29 protein-coding genes are annotated in these 20,786 nt (G+C 40.8%); 12 read left to right on the forward strand and 17 right to left on the reverse strand.

Annotated elements, in window-relative coordinates; translation table 11 throughout:
* The first annotated feature begins 85 nt into the window (after positions 1-85).
* Both AAG747_RS15275 and AAG747_RS15280 read left to right on the forward strand, forming a co-directional pair.
* Positions 86-520 (forward strand): hypothetical protein, encoded by a 435-nt coding sequence (locus tag AAG747_RS15275; protein ID WP_346822060.1) that lies wholly within the window; start codon positions 86-88, stop codon positions 518-520.
* A 153-nt stretch (positions 521-673) separates the two neighbouring features.
* Complete coding sequence (locus tag AAG747_RS15280; protein WP_346822061.1) at positions 674-1,723, forward strand: pentapeptide repeat-containing protein; 1,050 nt, start codon at positions 674-676, stop codon at positions 1,721-1,723.
* Positions 1,724-2,015: 292 nt separating this feature from the next.
* On the opposite strand, the gene AAG747_RS15285 is transcribed toward AAG747_RS15280, so the two are convergent.
* The 10 genes from AAG747_RS15285 to AAG747_RS15330 all read right to left on the reverse strand — a co-directional run bounded on the left by AAG747_RS15285 (position 2,016) and on the right by AAG747_RS15330 (position 6,550).
* Positions 2,016-2,726, reverse strand: coding sequence for a hypothetical protein (locus AAG747_RS15285; RefSeq protein WP_346822062.1), 711 nt, complete (start codon positions 2,724-2,726; stop codon positions 2,016-2,018).
* 2 nt (positions 2,727-2,728) lie between these two features.
* On the reverse strand, positions 2,729-3,142 hold the full coding sequence (locus AAG747_RS15290) for a hypothetical protein (RefSeq protein ID WP_346822063.1): 414 nt from the start codon (positions 3,140-3,142) through the stop codon (positions 2,729-2,731).
* Between the two features lie 7 nt (positions 3,143-3,149).
* Positions 3,150-3,398, reverse strand: coding sequence for a hypothetical protein (locus AAG747_RS15295; protein ID WP_346822064.1), 249 nt, complete (start codon positions 3,396-3,398; stop codon positions 3,150-3,152).
* Between the two features lie 88 nt (positions 3,399-3,486).
* Positions 3,487-3,801: a helix-turn-helix domain-containing protein gene (locus AAG747_RS15300; RefSeq protein ID WP_346822065.1), complete on the reverse strand. Its 315-nt coding sequence runs from the start codon at positions 3,799-3,801 to the stop codon at positions 3,487-3,489.
* A 7-nt stretch (positions 3,802-3,808) separates the two neighbouring features.
* Positions 3,809-4,576, reverse strand: a complete 768-nt coding sequence (locus tag AAG747_RS15305) for a hypothetical protein (RefSeq protein WP_346822066.1) — start codon at positions 4,574-4,576, stop codon at positions 3,809-3,811.
* Positions 4,503-5,441, reverse strand: a complete 939-nt coding sequence (locus tag AAG747_RS15310) for a hypothetical protein (RefSeq protein WP_346822067.1) — start codon at positions 5,439-5,441, stop codon at positions 4,503-4,505. Before AAG747_RS15310 ends, AAG747_RS15305 begins: the two co-directional genes overlap by 74 nt.
* Before the next feature lie 5 nt (positions 5,442-5,446).
* Entirely contained in the window at positions 5,447-5,671 is a 225-nt protein-coding gene (locus AAG747_RS15315) for a hypothetical protein (RefSeq protein WP_346822068.1), read from the reverse strand.
* Between the two features lie 3 nt (positions 5,672-5,674).
* Positions 5,675-6,004, reverse strand: coding sequence for a hypothetical protein (locus AAG747_RS15320; RefSeq protein WP_346822069.1), 330 nt, complete (start codon positions 6,002-6,004; stop codon positions 5,675-5,677).
* Positions 6,001-6,201: a hypothetical protein gene (locus AAG747_RS15325; protein ID WP_346822070.1), complete on the reverse strand. Its 201-nt coding sequence runs from the start codon at positions 6,199-6,201 to the stop codon at positions 6,001-6,003. The genes AAG747_RS15320 and AAG747_RS15325 overlap by 4 nt, the downstream gene beginning before the upstream one ends.
* Positions 6,202-6,346: 145 nt before the next feature.
* Positions 6,347-6,550 carry a hypothetical protein gene (locus AAG747_RS15330; RefSeq protein ID WP_346822071.1) on the reverse strand — a complete coding sequence of 68 codons (204 nt, stop codon included), beginning with the start codon at positions 6,548-6,550 and terminating at the stop codon, positions 6,347-6,349.
* A gap of 90 nt (positions 6,551-6,640) precedes the next feature.
* On the opposite strand from AAG747_RS15330, the gene AAG747_RS15335 reads away from it, so the two are divergent.
* Positions 6,641-7,024 carry a helix-turn-helix transcriptional regulator gene (locus AAG747_RS15335; RefSeq protein ID WP_346822072.1) on the forward strand — a complete coding sequence of 128 codons (384 nt, stop codon included), beginning with the start codon at positions 6,641-6,643 and terminating at the stop codon, positions 7,022-7,024.
* Positions 7,025-7,091: 67 nt separating this feature from the next.
* On the opposite strand, the gene AAG747_RS15340 is transcribed toward AAG747_RS15335, so the two are convergent.
* Together AAG747_RS15340 and AAG747_RS15345 are read right to left on the reverse strand one after the other, a co-directional pair.
* Positions 7,092-8,489 (reverse strand): exonuclease domain-containing protein, encoded by a 1,398-nt coding sequence (locus AAG747_RS15340; protein ID WP_346822073.1) that lies wholly within the window; start codon positions 8,487-8,489, stop codon positions 7,092-7,094.
* A complete protein-coding gene (locus AAG747_RS15345) occupies positions 8,486-8,899 on the reverse strand; it encodes a hypothetical protein (protein WP_346822074.1) in 414 nt (137 codons plus the stop codon). Before AAG747_RS15345 ends, AAG747_RS15340 begins: the two co-directional genes overlap by 4 nt.
* A 281-nt stretch (positions 8,900-9,180) precedes the next feature.
* Between AAG747_RS15345 and AAG747_RS15350 the strand changes: the two genes are divergently transcribed.
* Positions 9,181-9,387, forward strand: coding sequence for a hypothetical protein (locus tag AAG747_RS15350; RefSeq protein WP_346822075.1), 207 nt, complete (start codon positions 9,181-9,183; stop codon positions 9,385-9,387).
* Between the two features lie 366 nt (positions 9,388-9,753).
* Here AAG747_RS15350 and AAG747_RS15355 read toward each other — a convergent pair whose 3' ends face one another.
* The 3 genes from AAG747_RS15355 to AAG747_RS15365 all read right to left on the reverse strand — a co-directional run bounded on the left by AAG747_RS15355 (position 9,754) and on the right by AAG747_RS15365 (position 10,938).
* The gene (locus tag AAG747_RS15355; protein ID WP_346822076.1) at positions 9,754-10,179 is read right to left on the reverse strand and encodes a hypothetical protein; all 426 of its coding nucleotides are present in this window, start codon (positions 10,177-10,179) and stop codon (positions 9,754-9,756) included.
* A complete protein-coding gene (locus AAG747_RS15360) occupies positions 10,166-10,516 on the reverse strand; it encodes a hypothetical protein (RefSeq protein ID WP_346822077.1) in 351 nt (116 codons plus the stop codon). Before AAG747_RS15360 ends, AAG747_RS15355 begins: the two co-directional genes overlap by 14 nt.
* 74 nt (positions 10,517-10,590) lie before the next feature.
* Entirely contained in the window at positions 10,591-10,938 is a 348-nt protein-coding gene (locus AAG747_RS15365; protein WP_346822078.1) for a hypothetical protein, read from the reverse strand.
* A 127-nt stretch (positions 10,939-11,065) separates the two neighbouring features.
* Between AAG747_RS15365 and AAG747_RS15370 the strand changes: the two genes are divergently transcribed.
* The 4 genes from AAG747_RS15370 to AAG747_RS15385 are packed head-to-tail and all read left to right on the forward strand — an operon-like array spanning position 11,066 to position 14,193.
* The gene (locus AAG747_RS15370; protein ID WP_346822079.1) at positions 11,066-11,398 is read left to right on the forward strand and encodes an HNH endonuclease; all 333 of its coding nucleotides are present in this window, start codon (positions 11,066-11,068) and stop codon (positions 11,396-11,398) included.
* On the forward strand, positions 11,395-12,000 hold the full coding sequence (locus tag AAG747_RS15375; protein WP_346822080.1) for a hypothetical protein: 606 nt from the start codon (positions 11,395-11,397) through the stop codon (positions 11,998-12,000). The genes AAG747_RS15370 and AAG747_RS15375 overlap by 4 nt, the downstream gene beginning before the upstream one ends.
* Complete coding sequence (locus tag AAG747_RS15380) at positions 11,955-12,470, forward strand: phage terminase small subunit P27 family (protein WP_346822081.1); 516 nt, start codon at positions 11,955-11,957, stop codon at positions 12,468-12,470. The genes AAG747_RS15375 and AAG747_RS15380 overlap by 46 nt, the downstream gene beginning before the upstream one ends.
* A gap of 46 nt (positions 12,471-12,516) precedes the next feature.
* The gene (locus AAG747_RS15385; protein WP_346822082.1) at positions 12,517-14,193 is read left to right on the forward strand and encodes a terminase large subunit; all 1,677 of its coding nucleotides are present in this window, start codon (positions 12,517-12,519) and stop codon (positions 14,191-14,193) included.
* Between the two features lie 61 nt (positions 14,194-14,254).
* Here AAG747_RS15385 and AAG747_RS15390 read toward each other — a convergent pair whose 3' ends face one another.
* Positions 14,255-15,673 carry an SNIPE associated domain-containing protein gene (locus AAG747_RS15390; protein ID WP_346822083.1) on the reverse strand — a complete coding sequence of 473 codons (1,419 nt, stop codon included), beginning with the start codon at positions 15,671-15,673 and terminating at the stop codon, positions 14,255-14,257.
* Between the two features lie 158 nt (positions 15,674-15,831).
* On the opposite strand from AAG747_RS15390, the gene AAG747_RS15395 reads away from it, so the two are divergent.
* Positions 15,832-16,044 (forward strand): terminase TerL endonuclease subunit, encoded by a 213-nt coding sequence (locus tag AAG747_RS15395; RefSeq protein WP_346822084.1) that lies wholly within the window; start codon positions 15,832-15,834, stop codon positions 16,042-16,044.
* A gap of 203 nt (positions 16,045-16,247) precedes the next feature.
* Here the strand turns inward: AAG747_RS15395 and AAG747_RS15400 are convergent, their stop codons facing one another.
* Positions 16,248-17,141 (reverse strand): AlbA family DNA-binding domain-containing protein, encoded by an 894-nt coding sequence (locus AAG747_RS15400; RefSeq protein ID WP_346822085.1) that lies wholly within the window; start codon positions 17,139-17,141, stop codon positions 16,248-16,250.
* 510 nt (positions 17,142-17,651) lie between these two features.
* Between AAG747_RS15400 and AAG747_RS15405 the strand changes: the two genes are divergently transcribed.
* Genes AAG747_RS15405 through AAG747_RS15415 form a run of 3 tightly spaced genes read left to right on the forward strand, consistent with a single transcriptional unit; the run spans position 17,652 to position 20,777 of the window.
* Positions 17,652-18,944: a phage portal protein gene (locus AAG747_RS15405; RefSeq protein ID WP_346822086.1), complete on the forward strand. Its 1,293-nt coding sequence runs from the start codon at positions 17,652-17,654 to the stop codon at positions 18,942-18,944.
* The gene (locus AAG747_RS15410) at positions 18,928-19,530 is read left to right on the forward strand and encodes an HK97 family phage prohead protease (RefSeq protein WP_346822087.1); all 603 of its coding nucleotides are present in this window, start codon (positions 18,928-18,930) and stop codon (positions 19,528-19,530) included. The genes AAG747_RS15405 and AAG747_RS15410 overlap by 17 nt, the downstream gene beginning before the upstream one ends.
* A 14-nt stretch (positions 19,531-19,544) precedes the next feature.
* Complete coding sequence (locus AAG747_RS15415) at positions 19,545-20,777, forward strand: phage major capsid protein (protein WP_346822088.1); 1,233 nt, start codon at positions 19,545-19,547, stop codon at positions 20,775-20,777.
* The last annotated feature ends 9 nt before the right edge of the window (positions 20,778-20,786 follow it).

Consider the following 20,786-nt stretch of genomic DNA (forward strand, 5'->3'; position numbering starts at 1 on the left):
CTTTACTGAACAACAAACCAAGCCTTGGTTTGTGTTTTGTATATTTTATACTTATTTTCTTGTATTTTTCAGAAAATACAAGAAAATGAAAAATTCAAGTTTATCAATTTTGGCTTCTTTAATGTTATTTAGCTGTGGTATTACTTCAAATTCAAATGTTTTTGATAGTGATAAACTCAGAGGTAAGTACAAAGTAATTATTGATCCTGATATTTTTGTGGATGAGGAGAAAAATAACTTAGCAAGTGGTCTTGCAATGTTAATGTTATCTGCTGCAAATGCTGATGTTTCTTTCTCTGAAAATAATAAGTGTACATATTCTTATTCTCTTGGATCAATGGGAAAGACTATAAGTTTTAAGTATAAAATTGAAAACGACTCATTGGTATATTTAAAACCTGAGGGAAAAGACTGGGCAGGGCCAATAGTTATACGAAAATTTGACGATTCATATGACAATATTGAATTGTATAAGGAAGGAGAAAAAGCACCTTTTACATTGAGAAAGGTGTCTGAATAACATTACATGTTATGATGTATCAAAAAAAGCTCTGGTTTACCAGGGTTTTTATATTTATCAATTTACTTAAAAATTTTGAACATACTTTATCTTATGTTATTGGTCAACCTATAATATGAGATATAGTGCTTAAAATATAAACCTTAAAGAAAATTGAAAAGGAACGATTACCCCCTAATAATTAGTCTAGTGGTAATATTATTAATACTTATCTTTTCATTCATATGTATTGAGCAAATTGCATTATGGGCTTATCCAAAAGATAATGCTCGAAATGGGAAAGTATTACAACTGATTTTAAATGTATTAGGAGGCACTGCTGTATTATATGGTTTATATGTTGCCTTTCGAAGAGCCAGGGCAATGGAAAGAGGAGTTGAAATACAAGGTGAGGCCTTAGAAAAACAAAGTGAGCAAATAGAACTTACTCGGAAGTCCCAAATTGATGAACGTTTTAAAAATGCAGTAGAACACCTTGGTAGTGATAAAGAACCCATTATTTTAGGTGGAATTGCCGAACTCCATCAAATTGCATTGGAAAACCATGAGATGTATGCTGAAGTGGTCTTCAATATTTTATGCAGCTATATTAGGTCTACATCTAATATGAAAAAAGAACCGAAAGACATTAATAGAACAATAAATCAAACAATTATAAATTATTTATTTCAAAATCATGAAGTAGATAATTACCCCTATTCTAACCTTAGTCCCGATTTAAGTTATTCAAATTTAAATGGTACAAATCTGGAAAATGTTAATATAAGTAATGCTAATCTCTCTTTTTGTTTTTTGCCAAGTATTAATGCTTCAACATTTACAAAATCCAATTTTAGTAGTTCTAACTTCTTGAGTGTCGACCTTTCAAATATTAAGTTTTACGAATGTGAATTCTTTGAAACTTATTTTAATATTTCATATTTTCAAAATATTGAATTTATTAATATTAAGTGTAGTACTTCTTTATTTTCCCCAATTATTCTTAATTCTGAGTTTAAAAATGTTGAGTTTAGGGGAATAGAATTATATAATAGTAATTTTTTTGCCTGTTATTTTGAAGAGTGCACCTTTAGTAGAGCTAATATACTTAAATCATTTTTTATAGGATCAGGCTTTAAAAACGTCAAATTTGACACAAATCTTTTTGGTTCTCTGATTTTAGAGCGGCAGGCTTTTCAAATGTTAAGTTCGTTGATACCGTAACTGAAACAAAGTTTAATGGATGTGATAGCAACTCTTCTGGATTAAGACTTTTACTCAAATCTAGATTAAATAATCGTAAAGAAAAAGAAACAGACCTAAGAGGAGTTAATACAACCTACTTTAGTGGGTGCAATCAAAATTTATTGATGGATGAGGATTGTATAGAAATATTAGAACGCTATGAAAGTCTTGAGAAAAAATTTGAGTTCTTAAAGGAAAAGCAAGTATATAATACGATGAAATAAACTTTTTCCTATTTGTATAGAGATAGGCGCACAAGGGCGCCATTTTCTTAATGCTCAATACAAGCAATTTCTTCTTGTTTAAATTGCTCAACCTGTCCAAGGATGATATCCCTTTTTTCCTTCTCAAGAATTTCAATCATTTCAATACTCTCCATCCAACAGGTAACCGAAGAGTCGGTGGAATCAAGGCAGACTTCTACTTTAAACTCCTTCTTTTCAAATCCCACAAAAATGGGCATGCATAGAACGAACTCTATGGGAACATTGCTTGAAACTTGCTTTCTGATTGAATTAGTCTTATTGCCCCTGTCATCCCTACAGGCTTCAATTTCAGCCTCAATCTTAGCCTTAAGGTTGGATAATTCAGAAATGATGTTTTTGTGTGCATCTTGATCACGGAAAAGGTGGCGTTTGGTCTTTAAAAATTTCGCCATTTCATTAGGAGACATTTGTTTTTGGCCTATCCCCAGTCCTTCCAAATCAGGGTTAATTGAAAGTGACCCACTTATAAGATCTGAATATTGGCTATGTTCATTGGCTACAAGTGTGATATTGCGAGTGTGTATACAGTAATCTACCCGCACTCTATCTTTCGAATACAAATGATTTCTTTTGCTCCAAAACTCAAATGGGGCCAGGATATTGGCTTTGATTTTAATTGGAATATGTCTGTTGTCTACGGCTGGCGCGGCCTCGCCTTTACGAATAATTACTTCCCCGTTTTCGTTGGGTTGTACTATGATTTGTGAGTTTTCCATTGTTATGATACTTTATAGGGTTTAAGAATAGTTTGTCTTTCTTCTGGCTTTATTCGCCTTTCGTGAACCAAACGGCCTGTCTTGTCGTAAAAACCTACCCGGCCCTCATGGTGGTCAATGATCTTGTAGGTTTTCTCATGTACATTTTCTGCCTTGTGCTTGATCTTCTGTAAGGTGCTATTCAACTCAAGCTTTAATGATTTGATTTTATCTGAATACTCTTTCATCAGATCTTTTTTTACGCTTTCCAAATCATTCAGCTTTACTGCTTCATCAGATAAGAGCTCGTAAAGTTCTGCCATCTCTTCGGCTGTGAATTCTCGTGTGAAACTTATTTCTTCCACGTCATCACAATACTGCTGTAGTGATCTCTCCCGGTCCTGGGGTATCACGTCCTCAAATAGGTGTTTATCCATGATTATCTTAGTTTATTGCTTCCTCAAATAAATCTTTGAATTCTTCATTGCTTATCACAAAGGCTTTCAATTGGTTGAGTACAGCGATGAACACAATCCAATCGGTGTCCCTCATGATCAGCCGTTGCCCTTGGTGGTAGGTAACTAGCGCTCTCTCGCTATGCAGTACTACTGAATGATCGGGAATACTGTAAGGATCATTCATATTGAACTGATATGCCTCTACATACCGCAGTTTTGTTTTGAAGTATTTCATCTGTTTAGTGTATCAAGGGAGGGGTGGGTCAAATCTCTACAGGCTTCCGGCTATTAACCGCTTGTGGAGACACGCGTGTATTCCGTCACTAGGGAGACCTATGGGGGTAGGGGGGTAATTGATGGTTCATCAAATCGGATTTTTTGAAATACACCCGCCTCCCTCTGCGAATCCAGGTTAAAATCCCTTTTTTCCTCCATTGTACGATGGTCGTCCGGGACACGTCCAAGAATTCACAGGCCTGTTCAATGGTCAATAACTCGTCCTTTTCTTCTTTCTCTTCTTGTTTGAAATTCTGTTTGGAGATTTCATCCCGTACCACTTCCCGGACAATGGAGCCGAAAAATGATTTGAAGACTTCAAGAATCTTCTTTTCGCTATTCTCTGTGACTGTTCTTTCCATGTATTTGTTAAATTTTATCCCTTGAAAAATCCCTGCAATCTCCAAAAGAGATCACATTGCACATGCGGTAGATCCGACTTTCGATCCGGCTCCTGGAAGGTATTAACTCCCCCGTATGACTTACTTCATCACTGCTGGCATACTTGGCTTGCAGCTCGTCCGGAAACATGTTGGTGGTAAAGTGGGTCAACATTCCGGAATGGGTCATCTGGTCAAAGCGGGCCATGATGACATTGCGCATCACCCAGGTTTCGTTTTTGAAATGCCGGGCAATTTCCTCGTTCCCGATTTCGTCAAAAAGGTAGTGCTTCGGCACCTGTTGGACTCCCCGCTTGTAATAGCTCTTGCTGGTAAACTCCTTCAAACCTTTCAAGCCGGTTTCTTCGTAGCAAGTGTTCAACCAATGAGGTGTCGTATAGGCAAAACTGTTATTCCGCTGAAGCCGGTAATACTTCTGAAACGCGGCAAAGTACTTCCTGAAAAACTTTAAGAGGCTGGACTTTCCGCATCCTACCGGCCCGACCAGGTACAAGCCCTTGTCTGGGTCAATCCCGTATTGTTGTATCCACTCCGGCACTTCCAAAAAGTAACCTGCCGTGGCCCGTATGGCGTGCTCTTGTTCTTCGGTGTCTACTTCCAAGGTCCGGCCTAAGAACTGCTCGTAAACCGCCTTGAAATGCGCTTCGACGGTTTGCGGCTCCCTACCGGGCGAGTCCTCTTGCTGAGGAGACGGACTTGAAAGCGAGGGTGTTGTAGGACCGGTACTTGTAGTCATTTTTTGCAACCGCTCCTGTAGCAGATTGCTTTTTTGCCGGGTAATTTCTTGATCGATCCTTTTCATAGCGGTTCAATTCATTCATGAGAAATTTGTTGAAGCTGTTGAACACATGCCTGGGCTCGTGAAAGTCCACCCCAATGGCAAAGGTTTCAAACTTGTCCAGGCAGCTTTCTAGAAAATGTTGATGCGGCAAGTCCCTTCGCTTGGCATTCAAGGGAGCGTTGTAGTGGTTCACCAAGTAAGCCTTGATGGATTCCACGGGTTTGCCCTCTACATGCCAGTTGGCTTTTTGCGGCTGGGGTTCTTGGTCTTGGGTCTCCTCTCCCTGCACCCTCTCCTCTACATCCTTATCTTTTTCTTTATCCTTATCTTTAACCCTTTGCAAAGACTTATTAAAGTCTATTGAAAGGGTTTCTTTACCCTTATGTAAGTCTGTAGAAAGAGTTAGATAAGGTTGAGATAAATCTTTAGACAGGGTAAACCGCTCAATCAATGCTTTTTCAATCGGTAATAAGCGCTGAATATCCCGGATGTTTACTTTGTTATCATACAAGGCTTTGATAACAGATAAGTGTATACGGTTATTGGCTTTTAACTGCTTGTACTGCAATTTTAAAAAGTCCGTCAGCAACAAACTTCCGTTCTCAAGTTCAAGCACCCGTCCCGCTAACTCTTCAATAAATTTCGAAAGTTCCGGCTGCAAGCCGTAAATAAAGACAAACTTCTTCAACTTCCTGGTGTTGAAAATTCCGGCATGATCGCAGGTACTCATTGCATATTGGTACAAGCATTTGGTTTCAATGCTGGCTTCTATAAACCAATCCTCTTCGATCATACCCGTATCGAAAAATCTCTTTGCCATACTTCTTAGTTTTTAGTTAATTCAAAGAATTGTAGTAGTGTAATCACCAAAGCACTGATAAAGGCAAGTTTCAGCACCAATGCTTCCAAAATGATATGATGAATGTGCCGGCCATCCAGCCAGGCAATAAAAAAACGGAATTCGTAAACCACGATAGCAAGGGCCAATACAAAGAGGCTTATTACACAAACAAGTGTCTTCCTCCTTTGTACGGTTTGTTTGTTTTTCATGGTTTAAGAGTTTGGAGGATCGTAGAAGTCAATTTTCAAATAGTGCGTTCTGCTGTTCGTCTTTTTCTCCTCCTTCATTTCCACCAGTCGCAGAGAAAGGATTTCCTGTGTTTCCCCTTTGTATTTGATTTTCTTTAACCGCTCCATCACTTCCGGTTCGTTTAAGGCCTCCGCCAGTACGGTCAGGTTCAGATTGATCTGATAGGAATACCTTCCTTTCTTGGCCGCGCCCAGGTAGTAAAACGGTTCTCTTGCTTTGTTACTCATCTGTTGTTTTTTGTATTCAAGTAAAGCGTTGCGGGTTTTGACTAGCGCCAAAAGGTTGTTTTTCATCCCAGTTTCTGCTTGGCATTGGCACGCATAAATTCATGCCGGTCCCAGTTAGTGCGGTCATGGCATTCCGATTCCATCAACATGAGGTCAGCCCGTTTCGATAGCGCCTCGTAGTTCTTCTGTTCGGTAAAGGTTTTGGCGTTCTTGGTGAATTCAGAGAGCATTTCCTGAAGCTCCCGGTGCTCTGAGGTTGTCATAGCGATTCACTTTTTTAGTAAAAAATTATAACTATTTGAAGCAAAATGCTGTTGAATTAATCAAAATGTTGAATATATTCAATATTCTATTACTTTTGTTACGTAATTCATTAACCAAAATTCAAAAAAATGAAAACTCCTATGGTTACCTTCGTTTCAGTTCTTCCGCATAGTCCGCCACCTCCCGGTTCTTTTCCGCCATTTTCTTAAGCAGCGGGATAATCCCCCTATAGTCTTTTCGATCGCCTGTTAAGACTAAGTACATGATTGTTTCGCTAATGCCCAATAGGCGGCAAGCTTCAGCCTGGTCTCCTCTCCGGAGATTCGGGATTTCTATTTTTTTCTTCATTGTAATGATGTTATTTGATTATAAAACAAACATAATCATTATAATGATAAATAGCAAATTAATATACAATATTATCAGTATAAATGATATATGGATTATTTTAGCACAAACATCAAGTATTTAAGAAAAACCAAAAGGTTTAGCACTAAGGAGATGGGGGATGAACTTGGAATTAGTAGCGGTGCAGTTTCAGCCTATGAGAATGACAAAAATATACCATCCCTCACTGTAGTACTCAAATATTGCGAGTATTTTAATGTGGAAATTGAAGATATAGTTCATAAAGATATTTATAGAGATAAACCTTCTGTAAAACAACATATTAATAATATCAACCAACTTTCAAAAAACTTAGAGAATGACAAAGATGAAGTGATCAAAAACCAAAATATGTTGATCAACATCTTACAAGAAAGGCTAAAAACATTTGAAGATAAGGTGAAAACTCTTGAAGAGCAGTTGAAAACGAAGTGATTATAGCAGAAAGGAGGCGTATTAGGCCTCCTGGTATTTTATTTTGTATGTTTTCTTAGCCAATGTTTTAATTGTTGGTATATGTAATTATTCGTTCTTTTATTCTTCTAAATTCAGCCAGTGTCGCTTTACAGTAATCTGTAACAGGTTTCGGAAACGAACCATCTTCGACATCAGATTCAATAAAATCTATACTGTTGTCAGTTGTTTCAAAGAATTCAGCTAATGTGATTTTGTCTTTCATAAAATCATAGATAGTTTCTTGAAGCTGTCCAATTTCCGTGTCAATGGTGTCAATAACATCAATATCATCCTCTTCGAATGATTCAATATCAAAGTGATCATAAAGGCTTTGAACCTTCTCAATGATTGCTTTGAATTCTTTGCCTAATACCCTCTTTTCTTCATGGGAGCAGTCTTTAATTGAATTCAATAGCTCTTGATATTTCTGGTTTGCCTTGTTTAATACCGTTCTTTGTTCATCCGTCAAATCCATATCAAATTTTATTTCCAAGGTCATATCAGACCTTTTATTAGATTTTTTTGTTTCAATAGATTTTTTTGGATTGTGATCAGGCTTTGAAATTTCAAGTTGAAGTGTTTTATTCTCATGATTGCACATTTCAATAAAATCCTTTTCGGAAAGAATTTTAATGGGGGTTCCTTTTTGAATCAACTCTTCCACTTTACGATGCTTGGAGCTTTTTTCATAACCTACAAGTCTGGATTCATCTTGAGTTCCGACAACAAGTATAGAAGTTTTTTTGTTGACGGAATTACCAACATTGCAACCAAGATCGGCAGCGATTTTGGCAGCATCTTTTCTTGGTAATGCTAATGCTCCTGTGAAAACCAAATTTTCCCCATACAATGAACCTTCCGGGTTACCCTCAAGCTTAAGGGTAGAAGAACCTCCTTGATAGATAAAGATTGGTTGATCAACCTTTGTCAGCCATTCCTCCACTGAGCATTGAGTTTGCTCACAAGCATGATGAACTATTTTAGCAGCAGCGATTGCATCTTCAAGAGCATCATGGTGTCCGAACTCTATTCCTAAAAAGGCTGTAATGTTAGCTAATCCATATCCTTTATAGGAAAATTGCTCCCATGTTCTACGGACAATTTTGGCGGAATCAAGCCATTTGGGTTGTAGTATTTCAAGGTTATATTCTAAGCATGCTCGAGTGACGGCTATTTTGTCAAAGGGCATGTGGTGAATGGTGATTTTGTCCGTTATTTTCTTTGCAATTAATTTATGAATTGCATCGAATGTCGGTGCATCTCTTACATCTTTTTCTGTAATTCCATGGATAGAGGTATTACAAGGGTCAAAGTAAGCCTCTGGATTTACTAAAGTACTCCATTTGTCTACTAGTTGACCATCTTGAAAAAAAACTATCCCGATTTGGCAAATACTCGAATAGTCCGCATTTGCGGTCTCAACATCAATGGCAAAGTAGCTCATATGGATTCTTTTTTTATATGATTCTCTATTTCTCTTTGGAAAGCAGTAAAAAGCATACAGAGTTTGCCTAGCTCATCTGCTGAACAGTTATCTATATCTCGCCTTTGCACAAGCAAGTCATTAAAAGCGAGAAAATCCTTGCAAAGCGTCACTGAATCAATAGTCAGGTCGTCTACTTTCGGGTTGATTCTTATGAACCTCCACGCTTGTTCATTGTTAGAAACATGTCTCAGTATAGAGTTAATAGTATCTGTCCAAGCTTGTACATGCCTTTGAAAAGTTTGCTCTACTTTGGAATCTAAATTTGATTTAGTATTTCTATCTTTCTCTTTTAGCCGTTTGGGGATATCCGACCCATCTTGGAATTTAATGGTGAGTTTGTAAGCTGTCCGTGTGATTACTGTTTCCATAGTGTAGATAGCTTTTTTGATTCATGTTAAAATTGATTAACTTATACTTTCTTATACAAGAAAATACATAGAAATAAAGATATTCTTTTAAGAGGATAATAGCCAAGGTGTTGCACATATAATTTAAACTTATTAGCTTTCAAAAGCTTAACCCATATAGAAGTAATTGAAAAAATTGTAACTCAAGAAAAAGAATAGAAGGCCTCAACGTCTCTTTTTTTGAGGCAGAATGATTAATAAAAGTGAGATTTTGTCCTATTAATTCTAACTAAGAGAAGTCAATGACCAAAGAAGAATTTATCAAATCAAGGTTTGATATTGAAGAGCTTATTAATATAGGGTTTCTTAATAAGTCCATGAACTTAGATGAAATTGAAACTAGGATCTGCACCTACTTTGGACTTGAATCAATTTTTATGTATGATTTTATTATGTCCGATTTGAAAAAACCAATAAAGGCAGATATTAATACATTTAGTAAAAATTGACCAACAATTATCCCCGTAAAATGTGGGGATTGTCCCTTCAAGGAATCCCCCTGGGGTTTTCTATTACCGATTTCTGCTGTACGATAATTTCCTGTTTCAAACTTAGAAGTTCAACCAAGGTGGCCACACGCTTTTTCAATAGCCGGTTTTCTGCCTTTAGTAATACTACCTCCTTCTTGAGGACCTTCTTTATGTTACCCATGATAGTGAATATATTTAGGAGTTTTTTTGTGACGGATTGTAGGTAATTGAATTTAATTGCTCAAAAAATTAGCAAATATTAATTTTATTAACAAATATCATTAGATAAATAAACCCCACAGGCAAGGCCAATGGGGTTTATAATTCGTTCACTCCTAAATGGTACTATCCGTTTACAATCAAAATTTCGGCTTGATTTACCGGCCGGCTATCTATATGCAGCCAATTGACATTCGCCTCAAGGGTGGTGATTCCCGCAGCTTTAAACACCGCAGGCTTTTGAATGATCTCCTGCCGCACCTCTTCCGCCTCTAGCCCGAGCACGTCCAAATCATCCGCCAGTCCCAGGCGGTGCAAACTGTAATTCGCGCCTACGTTACAATCCCATGGCCGGAAGCCCCGGTATTGAAACCGGCCGCCTACATGCCAATCGTTGATCCGTACCGGCCGGGCAAAGTACTCCCGTACAAATTGGGCCATTTGAATAGCCGTCCGGGAAATCAAGCCTATTTCCAAAGCCCGGGGGCCAAACAGCTCGTATTCCCGTTTGGGCAAAAATTCCTGAAGGTAGAAATGTTTACTTACTTTCATCTTTCAATATATTTTTAAGCATTTCCATTTGTTCCTTGTGCACCCTCGCCATGTATTCAACGTACTTTTCATAGCCCTCCCGTTGGGCCTGCATTTCTTCCCGGTGTTCTTTCCGTAGCTCCTGTACTTCCTTCAGGTTTGCCTCCGAAGTCTCCTTCTTAGACTTTTTCAAATCGTGCACAATCCAGATCAACACCGCAATGGCAATGGCCTTCTCCACCAAATAGCCGATGGTGTCCGGGTTGGTCAATGTTGCCTGCGACTGCAAAAACATATAAGCCAGGGTAAATTTGAATTCAAGGAAATTGTTTATCGTATGGTACACGGTTCTAAGCATTTTATATAAAGTGAAAAAGCCCGTGCGTACCGGGCTTTTTACAGTTTGTTAACCAAAATCACATGAATTCAAGCTTAGTAAGCCTCTTTTAACACCATTTCGGCAAGAGAGATGGCCTGCAAAGCCCTCTTTTGAATCTCTTCCTTGGGGATTTGCACCGCGGCCGCTCGCAGGGAGTCGGCTCCTACGGTGATGTGCATGTCCGTATTCTGTTTAAAGAACTCACTCACCTGCTCTTTGTCGTTAGGATTGTTGTCCGTCAGTAAGCCGGTATAATTCGCCGCAAGGTCCAGACTGCCCGCGGCCGCTTTCTTGATGTATTCGTCTTTGATTTCGGCAATTTTCTGCTCTACCTCTTCCTCTACAATCTGAAATGCGAACCGGATCAAGGGCCGTTTAATGGTTTGCCAGAATTTTCCCATAGCTGTCGATTAGTTTAATTTATTGATTATATTCAATATTTTGAATGTTTTAGTAAAAATAATGAATAAAATAAAGAAAAATCAACTATTTTTATGAAAAATTATTTTCAATAGATTTTAACTATATATGCCGCGATTGATCAAAAAGAAACGGGAACGATGGTGGGCCAGGTCCCAAAAGACCGGGAGACAAGCGGGAAGAAAGGAAAAAAGTAAATTTTACCATACAAGCCGTTGGCGCAAACTGGCCCGGCAAATCCTAATCCGGGACAATTACCTCTGCCAGGCTTGCAAGCGCAAGGGAGTACTTACGGCCGTAGGGGAAAAGCCCCGCGACCACGCCATTGACCATATCCAAGCCGTACGGCAAGGGGGCGACTTCTGGGACCCGCACAACCTGGAAACTCTCTGTGCCGGCTGTCACAATCGCAAATCGGGAAAAGAAAGACATCAAGCATGAAAACGTATATTATCAAACCGGGCAAGCACTTTCCCAAGTGGCCGCCTTACAGCTTCAGAGGCCCTGTACTCCGCTTTGGCAAACGCAGCGTCACCGTGGAATATACGGTAGTCTTTGGCGTGATGACGGAATACCATTTGGGCAACCACAACCAAAAGGATTGGAACAAATTTCCGGGCATCGTTTGGGGCCTAAACCCTCAGAAGTTTTCCGCCCGTTTCGGTTGGCGCTACCTGCCGGAGTCGGGTACCTGGGAAATCGGTTATTATGTACACGATGGCGACAAACAAGCCATCTATCCGGAAGTTGCCAACAAGCATGTTCTCGAATGTCACCGGGGGCTTCCTTACCGTCTGAAGATTGTGGACGATGGCGAGGCTTACCACTTTTACGTACAAGGCAAGCATTACCACACCGTATCCAAACAGCAAAAGACCCCTTGGTATGGCTATCGGGTAGGCCCTTACTTTGGCGGGGACGAAGTAGCCCCTACGGAACTTTGGGTGATTGCGGATAAAAATATGGATTGGAAAGAACTGGTAAACCTGGACAAACAATGGATGACCCATACAAGAAATTTGAACGCAAACCGGACAAGCTAAAAGAACTACAAGGCACCGACCGGCCCGACCGGAAGCAAAAGGACAGCATACAGCCCGAGAAGTTGGCGGAGGTCCCCAAGCCTCCCGCCTGGATGAACAACACGGGCAAAAAGCTGTACAAGAAGCTTTCGCAACTACTGGTAGACAAAAAGATACTGACCACCTTTGATATCAACGAGCTGGAAACGGCCTGCCACGAATACGGCAAATACCTGGACTTTGAAAAGGAACTCAAAAAAGAAGGCTATGTATACGACATCATGGGGACTACGGCCACGGGTGAGATCTTTGTCAAATGCAAAGCCCAGCGCCCGGAGGTGGCCCTGGCCAACAAAGCCCAGGAAAACGCCATGAAACGTTTCAAACTCTTCGGTCTCAATCCTACCGACCGGGCCAAGCTCAACATCATTGAGGAGGAAGAGCCCGAAGACCCTTTTGAGGAATACATGAAACGGAAAAGAAAAAAGTAATCGCCCTGATCCGCTCAGGCGGAGTTGTCACTGATCTCTGAACAAAATGTATGAAAGCCCAGCCCATCAATACGCCCTGGATATACAATCGGGGAAGACCCAAGCAAACCGATACGTCAAGCTCGCAGTAGAGCGCTACCTTGAAGACCTGGAACATGCCCACGAGCGGGGCATTGTGTTCGATGAAGACGCGGCTTGGCATGCCATCGACTTTTTCCAATTCATCCGCCATTGGAAAGGCAGCTTTGCCGGGAAGCCCTTCGAGCTTTCCCCCTTTCAACATTTTATCATATGGAACCTCTTCGGCTGGGTGTATGAGGATACGGACCTGCGCAGGTTCCAAACCGCCTATATCGAAATCCCCCGGAAGAATGGAAAAACCGGATTGGCGGCAGGCATCGCCTTGTACATGCTCTATGCAGACGGGGAGTTTGGCGCTGAGGTATACAGCGCGGCCACCAAAAAAGACCAGGCCAAACTCTCCTTTACCGATGCCAAGAAATACATTCAGAAAAGCCCTGCCCTCAAAAGCCGGGCGAATGTGCTTACCAACAATATTTCCATTCCCAAACTGGATAGCAAGTTTGAACCCCTGGGTGCCGACTCCGACACCATGGACGGGCTCAACGTGCACTGTGCCATCATTGACGAGCTACACGCCCACAAAGATGCCGGAGTGGTCGATATTATCTCTACCGCCACCGGTGCCCGCGATCAGCCTTTAATTTTCGAAATCACCACGGCCGGCCGCGATACCAATAGCATTTGTTTCCATCACCGCGACTACACCATTGCCGTATTGGAGAGAAAGGAAGGCTTTGAAGACGATTCCTGGTTTGGTATGATCTTCACCCTGGACCATCCGGACGACTGGAAAGACCCGGAAAAGTGGGTGATGGCCAATCCCAACCTGGGGATTTCGCTCAAGCAAAGCTATATGGAAAAGGAGTGCAAAAAGGCACTGGTGATGAAGTCTTATGAAAACACCTTTAAGCGCCTGCACCTGGGCATATGGACTTCAGACGGGGAAACCTGGATCAGTGACGAGAAATGGAAAGCCCGCAGGAGTCAGCACGATTTATTGGAATACCTCAAAGGCCGTAAATGCTTCGGAGGGCTGGACCTTGCCAAGGTGCAAGACATCAACGCCTACTCCCTTTTCTTTCCCAATGAAGACAACAAAAGCGGCTTTCTGCTTATGTTCTTTTTTGTTCCGGAGGAAACCGTTAAGCAAGCCATCGAAAACAAGATGACGCCCTACAACCGTTGGGTAGAGCAGGGCTATTTGATCGAAACTCCCGGCAACGTCCGCGATGACGATTTTATCATTGACTTTATCCTGGACTCTACCAAAGCCTACGATGTACAGTCCATCGCCTACGACCCTTGGGAGGCCACCAATATTGTCGCCAAGTTGCAAGAGGAAGGCGTAGAGACCTCTGAATTCCGGCAAGGTTTCAAGACGATGAGCCAGCCTACCAAGACCTTTGAAAAGATGATAGTAGGTGGTATGATAGAGCACTGTGGGAACGGGGTAATGCGTTGGATGATGGGCAATGTCGTGATTGTTTCCGACCCGGCCGAAAACATCAAGATCGACAAAAAGAAATCCGGCAAAAAAGTAGACGGTGCCGTAGCTGCCGTCATGTCCCTAGGCGAATGGATGACCTTCCATCCACCTCTTTCCAATCCTTATAATGACCGAGGGGTAGTGAGTGTGTGACGGGTAAACCTTTCCCTCTTTTCTGGAAGAAGGAAAGGTTGGGTTTGTATTGTCGTACTTTTTATTCGTCATCAAACAGGTCATTTGCATCAGGATAAGTTTCTTTAACTAAAACGGGTTCTTCATCAGCCTCTAACTTTCGTTTTATAATTAAACTTTCTCTAAATTCTTTTGCCTCTGCTTCTTTGATAAATTCAATTTCGCCATGATTTTCTTTCACTACTTTTTCTATTTTGTCAAGAGAAACATCAAAATACTCCCTTCGGAGATTTACCTGGTTTAGTCTGTTTTTGTTAAATGTTTTGTGTAATTCATTTTCTAGTTCAGGTGCATTTTCTGAATAAATCATTGCATGTACGTCAAATTTAAAAGGTACCGATGCATCTCCTAGTTCGTTTACTCTATCCAAAGGCTCTAAGCGTCTTGTCATTCCAATCTTATAAATATTTTTTCCAAACGAACCAACATTAGAAATGACATATACATGGCCCGACTTAGTTTGTTGTGCCATTGAAATTGCCCTTTGATTTTTCTCTTCAGCTTCTTGTAATTTGCTTTGCAATTCAGCAAGCTGGGCTTCATATTTGGCGCGCTCTTCCTCGGACGCTTTAGAAATTTCTTCTTGTGCTTTTTTCATAGCCTGTTGTAACATCTTCTCTTCTTTTTCAGCATCTTTTCGGGCCTTTTCAAAATCACGCCTGGCCTTTTCTTCCTCTCGCATTTGTTCACGTATACGCCTTTGCTCTTCTTTTTCTTCGTATTTTTTTAATTCATATTCATGTGTTAATCTTAATTCATCAATTTTTAATTGTAAAAACTTTTCTTGGATGTGAATGTCTTGTGATGAATTCAATTTGTTAATCGCATCAAATGTTTTTTGAATTCTTTTTTCATATTGTTCAATATTATTCCAACGAACTTTTGAAATCAAAGAATCACACTCACCATTAAAAGCCCTTAAAGTTAACTTTATCGCCTTTCTGATCATTATCTCTCCTTTTTTGCGACTATCCCCAACAGCCCAAGGAGTGTTACATACTGCAGCGGACTCATCTTTAATAAGCTGTTTTTGTTTCTCTTTGTTTTCAGTCATTTTCTGCTTATAATCAGCAGATGTTTCTAAATCAAAGTGAGGTTCATAAACACCGAATTCAGTAATTTCTAAAGAGTCCTTAAGTAGATTATTTTGGTAAGTTAAATCTTCAAAGACCTTATTCGCAGCTATATATTTTTCTTTTAAAGAGCTTAGTTTTTGTTTGTGTTCTGCGATTTCTTTTTGATAGTTTTCTGCCTCTTGAGTAAATTCTTTTTTACGTTTGTTAATCTCCTCATCAACGTCAATAATATTCTGGTATCTTTCTCGATAGTCTGCAATAATGGCGTTTAAACCTTTACTTTTTTTTAAGCTCCTAACGAGAATTGCTATTAGTATACCGATTATTAGGATACTACTTACAATTATCAAAATGGTGGTAGTCATAACTTCAATTCTTTTGGTTAATTATTTGTTGTACTATTTAATAGGTAGAAACTAATATATGTTTTTTTTATAAAAAATAGCCATCGCCCTAATCTCTACATCTAGGTTTATTGAGTATCAAATGTTTAATGTAGCAAACTAAATAGATTGTAGGTGGTATGATAGAGCACTGTGGGAATGGGGTAATGCGTTGGATGAGGAGCAATGTCGTAATTGTTTCCGATCCGGCCGAAAACATCAAGATCGACAAAAAGAAATCCGGCAAAAAAGTAGACGGCCCCGTAGCGGCCGTCATGTTCCTAGGCGAATGGATGACCTTCCACCCACCTCTTTCCAATCCTTATAATGACCGAGGGGTAGTGAGTGTGTGATAGGGGATAATAACTATTCTATAGAAAAAGAATGGGTTATTGGTTCGAATATGGATTTTAGGGCATTTTAAAGTTGTGTACTTATAATTTGCTTAGAACTAAATCATTTTCACTCTATGCCTTATCCCATTGTTATACTAAGTGCCCTTAATTTAAACCATTCAATTTGAATCAGTGATTGTCATTTTTGAAATTTAATGGTGTTAATATATTTCCTTTCCATTGAATGGAATGTATTCTACATTGTCTTCTGTGGAAATTTGAAAGGTAAGTTTATTGTCTTCTTTTACAAATTCTTTTTTAATTTCTAGATGACCAATTTTACATTTGATATTTGGAAGAATAACCTCTCTATAAGAGTTTGTTTCGAAAGTATTGTTATCTATTGTTACTTTATTTACAATAAGATTTGAAAAATGTATATCAACTGGCGAGAAATTGTCACAAAATGGTTTACTTATATTTTCAGCAGCACAAGGGTCTCCATATACAATACAGTCTAAATATTTTATGACTTTACTACCTATGTTGTGAACCCAAATACTTATTGTGATTGTTTTTGTATGCTCGGTTATTATAGAAGGATTATACTCAAATGAAAGTTTGACCTGGGTTCTGGCTAAACGATTTATTATATCTTTAATCTCCCAATCTTCCATTGCGATTGATTGAAAATTATATCTTTTATAATATCGTTTATCATTCATTTGGTGTGCAGTGTTGCTTTTGGGAATTTCAACAACATAGATGACCAAATTGTGTTCCTTATCACCAGTTTGAATTGGTGTAATCCGAATGTTTTGAATTGTCGGAGAAATTGTACTATTTATAATTTGTTCTAGCCTCTCTTTTGAAAAATCTTTTCCATTTATAGGGTCAATTTTCTCAGGAATATGATTTTTATCCAAATCATCAAATTCTTTTACTCCATATATGATAGTTCCTCCATCAGAATTTGCAAAAGCGCTTACATCTTTAGAGATTTCCTTCTTTTTTTCGGTTGATTTAGCTAAAGAGCCTGCTCCCTTATAATCAAGGTGTATATTTTCCTCAACCCCATCTTCTATATATTTCTTTATTTTATCAAGTGTCCACATAATTTAATAACCCAAACTTGTTTATAAACAAAATAATCTATTTTAAATAGCTTATACAGAGTTTAAAATACTTTCATACTAGCAAAAGCTCTTATACAGAATAAATAAGTAGGAATAAATGTATAGTTTAATTTTAAAAAAAAACAATACCTTATACCTATATTTAGGTTTATTAACAACGTAACTAACGTTTATAGAACGGCTAAAAAGCTTCCACCTAAAAACCCCTCTCAAGTCCCATAAAACCTGAGAGGGGTTTTCCACAACCACCGGAAAAATATTCCAAATTTCTACAAAATAATATTCCAAGCTTACCCCTTCTTCCCTACAATCTTCCAATATACTTCTACCGGAATTTGCTCTCCTAAGAACCCTACACTGGTGATTTCTTCTTGTTCCTTCTGCTTTTTCATTAATTATAGAATTTATTGATTAAAAATATTTTCATATCAACTTAAACTATTATATTAGCCATATCAAACAAAATTTTGAATATATTCATTTTATTGAATGGAAAAGGCTTTTTTTCAACGGGTATGGGACAAGTTTGTATGGGCTACGGATTACAGTGCCCGCTCGCAATCGCTTACCCAAGAGCAAAAAAAGCTGTTGGAGTGGTTTGACGGGGGGAGTAAAACAGATGCGGGGGTACGGGTCAACTCGGATGCTACGCTTTCCTATGCGGCCGCCTGGCGTTGTATCAATTTGCTTTCGCAGGACCTGGCCAAGCTGCCTTTCAATATGTACAAGCGGAGCAAGCAAGGCAAGAAAATCGCCTTCTACCATCCGGCCCATTACCTGATGAAGTCCAAGCCTAATGGTTGGATGACCCCCTATGTGTTTCGCCAAACCCTTACCCGGCATGCGCTGCTCAAGGGGAATGGCTATGCGCGGATCATCCGCAACGGGGCCGCCCAACCTACGCAGTTGAAACTGATCGCCAATCCGGATTATGTACAGATCAAAATGGTAGACGATGAAATCTACTACGATGTGAACGAGGTATTGCCCGATGGGAAACTTGCCAGCTATGTACTGCATGCCGATGATATGTTTCATCTCAAAGGGCCTTCGATGAACGGCATCGAGGGCATGTCCATGATTACCTACCACCGGGAAACCCTGGGCTTAGGCATGGCGGCCAAGAAAACGGCAGAGCGCTTCTATGGCAGAGGGTCTAACTTCTCCGGTTTTATCAAAATGCCGGAAGGGAAAAAGCTGGATTCTACCGAGCAAGTGGACCGGCTGTCCAAGAGTTGGACGGACAAATACCGGGGGTTGCACAAATCCTGGAGTACTCCGGTATTGGAAGACGGGGCCACCTTTGTACCGGTCACCATGCCTTTGAAAGACGCGCAGTTTTTGGAAAGCCGGCAGTACAGCGGCATCGAGGTATGTCAGATATACGGAGTGCCTCCGCATAAAATCTATGACCTCAGCCGGGCCACTTTTTCCAACATCGAACACCAGTCGATTGAATATGTAGGAGATTCCCTTTTGCCCCATGTCACCAACTGGGAACAGGAGATTAAGGAAAAACTCCTGCGCGAAGACGAGAAGGCATTTGATCCGGGTACCGGAAAAAGTACCTATTACCCCAAGTTTAATTTGGGCGTATTGCTACGGGGGGATTCCAAAACCCGGGCGGAGTTCTACAGTTCCGCAGTACAAAACGGTTGGATGAACCGCAACCAGGTAGCGGCCTTGGAGGACTACGACCAGGACATACCGGGAGGGGACAAATACACCATTCAGTTAAACATGCAAGAACTTAAAAACGTGGGCCATGAGCAACCAGAATAAAGAATTTGAAACCAGGGTTTTTCAGGAGAGTATCCAAGTGGAGAAGCGAGACGATGGCCCGGCCAAGATCTCCGGATACGCGGCCGTGTTTGAAGAACTTTCCCAACCTCTGGGCGGCTTCCGGGAAATCATCGAACCCGGGGCTTTTGACGAAGCGGACATGGAGGATGTGGTCTGTGTGAAAAACCACAATGTCAATTTCTTGTTGGCCCGCACACGTTCCAATACCCTGAGTTTGTCCCTTGACAAACGGGGCTTCAGATACGAGTTTGAAAACCCGGGCAACTCTGCCGGCAATGATTTGATCATTGAGATCGAGCGGGGCGATATCTACGGATCTTCCTTTATGTTCCGGGTAGCGGACGACCGTTGGGAAGAGGACAAAGAGGGGCGTATCATCCGGTATGTTAAAAAGATTTCCGTGGTGCGGGATGTGGGACCGGTAGTGTTTCCGGCTTATCAGCAAACCGAAGTGACGCTTCGCTCATTGGACGCTTTCAAAAAGCAAAAACAACATCCGGAGGAGGCTTATAAAAGAGAAGCCGAAGCCCGGCAACGCAGATTAAGGCTTTTACAAATAAACTAAACTTTCAAACAGCTATGCCGAGACTTAAAGAACTGCGCGAACAGCGCGCCTCGCTGGTCGTAAAAATGAATGAAATCAACGACAAGGCGAACGAAGAAAAACGGTCCCTCAGCACTGAAGAGTCTCAGCAGTGGGACCAGATCGATAACGAGGTGGTCAAACTCACCGAAGACATTGAGCGGCAAGAGCGGCTTGATGAACTCAACAAGGAAAATGCAAAAAAACAGGAGCCCGTACCCGGTTCCAAAAGGGAGGAGCAAGACCCAAAAAAGTTAGAGAAAAGGCAAATGGATGTCTTTGCCAAATATGTGTGCGGAGGTGTCTTAAGCCTGAATAACGAGGAGCGTTCCGTACTACAACCCCTATTGGTTGAGGAAAAAAGACAATCTACCACTCCGGGCGAAGGGGGTTATACCATCCCTACGGGCTTTGCCGGGGAAATCGAAAAGGCCCTTTTGGAATTTGGCGGGGTACTGGCCGTAGCCGGTTTGCGCAAGACCACTACCGGCAACCCTATCAACTACCCGGAGGTGAATGATATTGACAATAAGGGGAGAATGATTGGAGAGAAAGGAGATGCATCACAGGGCACTACTCCGATTACTTTTACCAATAAGGCATTGTCGGCCTACAAATTCACTTCGGATTTTCTGCCGATTACTCAGGAATTGTTGGACGACTCCTTTTTTGATATTCCCGGCCTGATCAACGATTTGTTTTTAGAGCGGATCGCCCGGATTGTGAACCAGTATTTGACCTTGGGAACCGGCACCAACCAACCGCAAGGAGTGGTAACGGCCGCTGCTGCCGGAACCACCGCTGCCGCCAACAATACCATTACCGGGGACGAGTTGATTGACCTCTTACATGCGGTACCTTCGGCTTACCGGAGGAACGGGTTGTTTATGTTCAATGACAACACCCTGAAAGCCATCAAGAAATTGAAAAACAACGAGGGGGACTACATTTGGTTGCCCGGACTCAAGGACGGTGAACCCGATACCATTCTGAAAAAGCCTTATCAAATCAATGACGATATGGCGGATATCGGGGCAAGTACCAAGTCGGTACTCTTTGGCGACTTCAATAAGTTCAAGGTGCGTCAGGCGGGCAACCCTTACCTGAAGCGCTCCGAACACATCTACATCGAAACGGATCAAATCGGAATGGGTCTTTTTGCCCGTTACGATAGCCGTCTGATCGATGCGGGAGTCGGGGCCATTAAATATTTGGATCACCCAGCGTAACCCTACGAG

Origin of the sequence: Rapidithrix thailandica (assembly GCF_039710355.1) — a bacterium.
Taxonomy (GTDB): Bacteria; Bacteroidota; Bacteroidia; order Cytophagales; family Flammeovirgaceae; genus Rapidithrix; species Rapidithrix thailandica.

Coding starts and splice junctions, on each gene's coding strand:
- AAG747_RS15300 (WP_346822065.1), bottom strand. CDS start 3,801: ATGGAAAGAACAGTCACAGAGAATAGCGAAAAGAAGATTCTTGAAGTC.
- AAG747_RS15365 (WP_346822078.1), bottom strand. CDS start 10,938: ATGGGAAAATTCTGGCAAACCATTAAACGGCCCTTGATCCGGTTCGCA.
- AAG747_RS15400 (WP_346822085.1), bottom strand. CDS start 17,141: ATGTGGACACTTGATAAAATAAAGAAATATATAGAAGATGGGGTTGAG.
- AAG747_RS15360 (WP_346822077.1), bottom strand. CDS start 10,516: ATGCTTAGAACCGTGTACCATACGATAAACAATTTCCTTGAATTCAAA.
- AAG747_RS15375 (WP_346822080.1), top strand. CDS start 11,395: ATGAAAACGTATATTATCAAACCGGGCAAGCACTTTCCCAAGTGGCCG.
- AAG747_RS15340 (WP_346822073.1), bottom strand. CDS start 8,489: ATGAGCTACTTTGCCATTGATGTTGAGACCGCAAATGCGGACTATTCG.
- AAG747_RS15350 (WP_346822075.1), top strand. CDS start 9,181: ATGACCAAAGAAGAATTTATCAAATCAAGGTTTGATATTGAAGAGCTT.
- AAG747_RS15325 (WP_346822070.1), bottom strand. CDS start 6,201: ATGACAACCTCAGAGCACCGGGAGCTTCAGGAAATGCTCTCTGAATTC.
- AAG747_RS15355 (WP_346822076.1), bottom strand. CDS start 10,179: ATGAAAGTAAGTAAACATTTCTACCTTCAGGAATTTTTGCCCAAACGG.
- AAG747_RS15410 (WP_346822087.1), top strand. CDS start 18,928: ATGAGCAACCAGAATAAAGAATTTGAAACCAGGGTTTTTCAGGAGAGT.
- AAG747_RS15395 (WP_346822084.1), top strand. CDS start 15,832: ATGATAGAGCACTGTGGGAATGGGGTAATGCGTTGGATGAGGAGCAAT.
- AAG747_RS15320 (WP_346822069.1), bottom strand. CDS start 6,004: ATGAAAAACAACCTTTTGGCGCTAGTCAAAACCCGCAACGCTTTACTT.
- AAG747_RS15290 (WP_346822063.1), bottom strand. CDS start 3,142: ATGGATAAACACCTATTTGAGGACGTGATACCCCAGGACCGGGAGAGA.
- AAG747_RS15285 (WP_346822062.1), bottom strand. CDS start 2,726: ATGGAAAACTCACAAATCATAGTACAACCCAACGAAAACGGGGAAGTA.
- AAG747_RS15370 (WP_346822079.1), top strand. CDS start 11,066: ATGCCGCGATTGATCAAAAAGAAACGGGAACGATGGTGGGCCAGGTCC.
- AAG747_RS15315 (WP_346822068.1), bottom strand. CDS start 5,671: ATGAAAAACAAACAAACCGTACAAAGGAGGAAGACACTTGTTTGTGTA.
- AAG747_RS15390 (WP_346822083.1), bottom strand. CDS start 15,673: ATGACTACCACCATTTTGATAATTGTAAGTAGTATCCTAATAATCGGT.
- AAG747_RS15305 (WP_346822066.1), bottom strand. CDS start 4,576: ATGACTACAAGTACCGGTCCTACAACACCCTCGCTTTCAAGTCCGTCT.
- AAG747_RS15415 (WP_346822088.1), top strand. CDS start 19,545: ATGCCGAGACTTAAAGAACTGCGCGAACAGCGCGCCTCGCTGGTCGTA.
- AAG747_RS15295 (WP_346822064.1), bottom strand. CDS start 3,398: ATGAAATACTTCAAAACAAAACTGCGGTATGTAGAGGCATATCAGTTC.
- AAG747_RS15385 (WP_346822082.1), top strand. CDS start 12,517: ATGTATGAAAGCCCAGCCCATCAATACGCCCTGGATATACAATCGGGG.
- AAG747_RS15345 (WP_346822074.1), bottom strand. CDS start 8,899: ATGGAAACAGTAATCACACGGACAGCTTACAAACTCACCATTAAATTC.
- AAG747_RS15310 (WP_346822067.1), bottom strand. CDS start 5,441: ATGGCAAAGAGATTTTTCGATACGGGTATGATCGAAGAGGATTGGTTT.
- AAG747_RS15405 (WP_346822086.1), top strand. CDS start 17,652: ATGGAAAAGGCTTTTTTTCAACGGGTATGGGACAAGTTTGTATGGGCT.
- AAG747_RS15380 (WP_346822081.1), top strand. CDS start 11,955: ATGGATGACCCATACAAGAAATTTGAACGCAAACCGGACAAGCTAAAA.
- AAG747_RS15335 (WP_346822072.1), top strand. CDS start 6,641: ATGGATTATTTTAGCACAAACATCAAGTATTTAAGAAAAACCAAAAGG.
- AAG747_RS15275 (WP_346822060.1), top strand. CDS start 86: ATGAAAAATTCAAGTTTATCAATTTTGGCTTCTTTAATGTTATTTAGC.
- AAG747_RS15330 (WP_346822071.1), bottom strand. CDS start 6,550: ATGAAGAAAAAAATAGAAATCCCGAATCTCCGGAGAGGAGACCAGGCT.